A 3,563-nucleotide genomic window follows, 5' to 3' on the forward strand; every position below is an offset into this window, starting at 1 on the left:
CCCCCGGATGCGTCCCGCGCCAGTTCGGCGCCCGTGTGTCCGCCCCACCCCCGGGACCGTGCCCACCGCACGGACGACGGACCGCTGGCCACCGTCTCGAGGCAGCCGACGCCACCGCACCTGCAGCGGTCGGTACCGCCCGGCACCACCATGTGCCCGATGTGTCCCGCATTCCCGGTTCGTCCGGTCGCGATCCGCCCGCCGAGGACCACGCCGCCGCCGACTCCGGTGGAGACCACGAGACTCAGCAGGTCCGGTGTATCCCGTCCGGCCCCGTGCTGGTGCTCGCCGAGAGCGGCGGCGGCGCCGTCCACCACGAGATGGACGCGCGCGTCCGCGAACAGGTTCTGAACTGCATCGACCAGTGGGAACCCCCGAGACCACTCACCGATGTTGATGGGCGAGGCCGTGCCGGTGGCGGCGTCGACCGGTCCGGCACACGCGATGCCGACCGAGGTGATGCGTCGTTTGCCCGCGACCTCGCGCAACAGTGCGGCGCAGGATTCCCAGACCCCGTCCGCGGGTGTCGGAGTGGTGTGGGGATGGGCAATCGCAGTGTCGGCGGCGACGAGTCCTGCGGCGATCTTGGTACCGCCGATGTCGAGCGCGATCGCCTGCACGTCAGCGCTTCTTCAGTACGAGTACAAGGTTGCTGACCAGGAACTCCCGGAGTCCGGGAACGTGGATCATCCACCACGCCCACCGCGGATGGTAACGGGGGAACGCGGCCAGGAACTCGGCGTCGCGGCTCGACCGCGCCCACCGGAGACCGTCCGCCGCACCCACCTTGAACAGAGACTTCCCATAACGATTCTTGGGCTCACGCCCAGTTTTGCGCAGGTAGCGGCGGGCGGCGTACTCACCGCCGAACGCATGCCAGGGGCCGGTCTCGTGGCCGCCGAACGGACCCCACCACAGGGTGTACGACAGCACGATCAGTCCGCCGGGCTTGGTCACGCGCACCATCTCGTCGGCCATTGCCCACGGTTCGCTGACATGCTCGGCGACATTGGAGGAGAAACAGATGTCCACCGAAGACGTCCGGAACGGCAACGCGAGACCCGACCCGCGGATCGCGTCGCCGACGGACAGCCCGGCGGCGTGCATCTCGGACGGGTCCGGTTCGACCGGTATGTAACGGGCACCCGCCCGACGGAACACATCCGCGAAGTAGCCGGGCCCGCCGCCGACGTCGAGCACGGTGGTGCCGCCGAGATCCGCGTCGGTGAGGCCTGCGTACAGGTCACCGATCAATTCGACGGAGTCGCGGGCCAGTGCGCCGTAGAACAGGTCGGGGGCGGTCTGTTCGTGCCGAAAGTCGCTGAGCAGCCCGAACGACCGCTCGAGGGTGGCCCGGCTGGCGAACCGTCGGGTCACAGGGCGCGTCGTCACGAAGAGGAACCTTAGCGAGTCCCCAGTGGCCGGCGGCAATCCGTTGGCCAGGCTGCCACGCTCGCCCCGGTACGGCAGATAGGGTGTTCGGGGATCGATACACGGAATTCGTACGCGGAATTCGCCTGCCCCCGGACCACAGATACCGCCCCGATCACAGGAGTTCAGAAACGTGCGAGAGGTTCTGCTGCTCTGCTGGCGCGACACCGGACACCCCCAGGGTGGCGGCAGTGAGCGATACCTCGAACAGGTCGGGGCACAGTTGGCGGAGCGCGGCATCAAGGTCACCCTGCGTACCGCCGGATACCGCGGCGCCCCCAAAAGGGAAACCGTCGACGGCATCGAGGTCAGCCGCGGCGGTGGCAGGTACAGCGTCTATCCGAGGGCACTGGCCGCCATCGCCCTCGGTCGGTTCGGCTTCGGCCCGCTCAAGGGCCTTCGGCCCGACGCCGTGATCGACACCCAGAACGGCATTCCCTTCTTCTCCCGGACCGTGGCCGGTGCCCCGGTGACCCTGCTCGTCCATCACTGCCACCGCGAGCAGTGGCCGGTTGCCGGACGGCTGATGGGCAAGATCGGCTGGTGGGTGGAATCGCGGTTGTCGCCGCGCACGCATCACGACAATCAGTACCTCACCGTGTCGCTGCCGTCCGCGGACGAACTGGTGGAACTCGGTGTCGAACGCGAACGCATCGCTGTGGTGCGCAACGGCGCCGACGACATCCCCGCGGGCGCCGCGGTGGGCGGCGCGCACACCCGAACCGCTCATCCGAGTGTGTGCGTCCTGTCGAGACTGGTGCCGCACAAGCAGATCGAGGACGCGCTCGAGGCGATCGCAGCCCTGAGACCCACCAGCGCGGGTCTGCATCTGGACGTCATCGGCGGCGGCTGGTGGGAGCAGAACCTCCGCGACCGCGCGCACGAACTCGGTATCGGCGACGCCGTCACCTTCCACGGTCATGTCGGCGAGACCCGCAAGCATCAGCTGCTGTCGCAGTCATGGGTGCATGTCATGCCCTCCCGCAAAGAGGGGTGGGGACTCGCGGTGATCGAGGCGGCGCAGCACGGCGTGCCCACCGTCGGATACCGCAGCTCCAAGGGGCTCACCGATTCCATCGTCGACGGTGTCACCGGTGTCCTGGTGGGTGATGTGGTTGCGGGAAGCGCCGACGTCGCCGAGCTCACCGCCGCGGTCGACGCTCTCCTTCGCGATCCCGAAGCCCGCACCGTGCTCGGCGAGAAGGCGCGGATCCGCGCGAGTGAATTCTCCTGGACCCACACCGGCAACGGCGTGTACGAGGTGCTCGCCGGAACTGCTTCGGGCGTTCGGACCTCAGGACTGGTGTCGCCGGCGCTCGGACGTCCAGGACCGCTGCACGCCCGCGCCGAGTAGTCCGCCCACCAGTAGCAGCGCCCACAGGCCGTGTGCCGCGATCACTGCCGCCCGCACCGCCTCGGACGAGTCGTGAGGGGCGATGTCCCCGCGGACACGATAGAGCTCCAGAGACTGGTCGGTGAACACCGGTTCGAGGACCTCGAGCGTCCTCGCGGATTCTCCGAGCGGCCCGGGCGTGTCGCGCTCGAACAGAACCCAGCGCACACCGAGTTCCGCGAGTGCGCGTCCGGATCCACCGTCGAGCAGAACCTGCTCGACCTGCTGTGCCCGCGATCCCTCGCCCGCGACGGTCCCGCCTGCCACCACCAGTTCGCCGGTCTGCAGGACATCGGCGGGCAGCAGGCGCGGCGCTGGATCGAGGATGGGTGCCTCGCCCGTGTAAGGGAACTTGCGGAACATGCCGGCGGGCAGGACGGCCACGTCGCCGTCCCGGTCCGCGGACACGTCGGTGGCCACGTGCTCCCACGACTGGGGGTACCGGACGGGGCGCAGCGCACCTCCCACACCCCAGACGAGGTCGGGCAGGGCGAGGAGTATGACGAGGATCGCCGCCACGGACCAGGTGGGCGGTCGGCGCATCACGGCGGCGGCCGCGGCCAGCGCATACAGCGGCGCGGCCAGTGCCACCCATTTCTGGGCGTCGCGGAGCAGCCCCGCGCCGGGCACGGTCTGAACTGCCCAACGGCCGAAGTCGAGACCCCAGGCCGTGGCACCGAGGGCAGGCAACGCCACGCCCATGAGCGCCAGCACCACGAGCGCGCCCACCACCGGGTGG

At 69.5% G+C, this 3,563-nt stretch carries 3 protein-coding genes and 1 pseudogene; 1 reads left to right on the top strand and 3 read right to left on the bottom strand.

Annotated elements, in window-relative coordinates:
* On the bottom strand, positions 1 to 620 hold a 620-nt coding region (locus tag WAW17_RS15500; protein WP_422333836.1), incomplete at its 3' end, for an ROK family protein.
* Between the two features lies 1 nt (position 621).
* Positions 622 to 1,377 carry a class I SAM-dependent methyltransferase gene (locus WAW17_RS15505; RefSeq protein ID WP_422333838.1) on the bottom strand — a complete coding sequence of 252 codons (756 nt, stop codon included), beginning with the start codon at positions 1,375 to 1,377 and terminating at the stop codon, positions 622 to 624.
* A 187-nt stretch (positions 1,378 to 1,564) separates the two neighbouring features.
* On the opposite strand from WAW17_RS15505, the gene WAW17_RS15510 reads away from it, so the two are divergent.
* A complete protein-coding gene (locus tag WAW17_RS15510) occupies positions 1,565 to 2,785 on the top strand; it encodes a glycosyltransferase family 4 protein (RefSeq protein ID WP_422333837.1) in 1,221 nt (406 codons plus the stop codon).
* Here WAW17_RS15510 and WAW17_RS15515 read toward each other — a convergent pair.
* Positions 2,726 to 3,563 (bottom strand): annotated as a pseudogene (locus WAW17_RS15515) (hypothetical protein); the annotation flags it as partial. The gene WAW17_RS15510 and the pseudogene WAW17_RS15515 sit on opposite strands and share 60 nt — an antisense overlap.

Origin of the sequence: Rhodococcus sp. (in: high G+C Gram-positive bacteria), assembly GCF_049286785.1 — a bacterium.
GTDB lineage: Bacteria > Actinomycetota > Actinomycetes > Mycobacteriales > Mycobacteriaceae > Rhodococcus_F.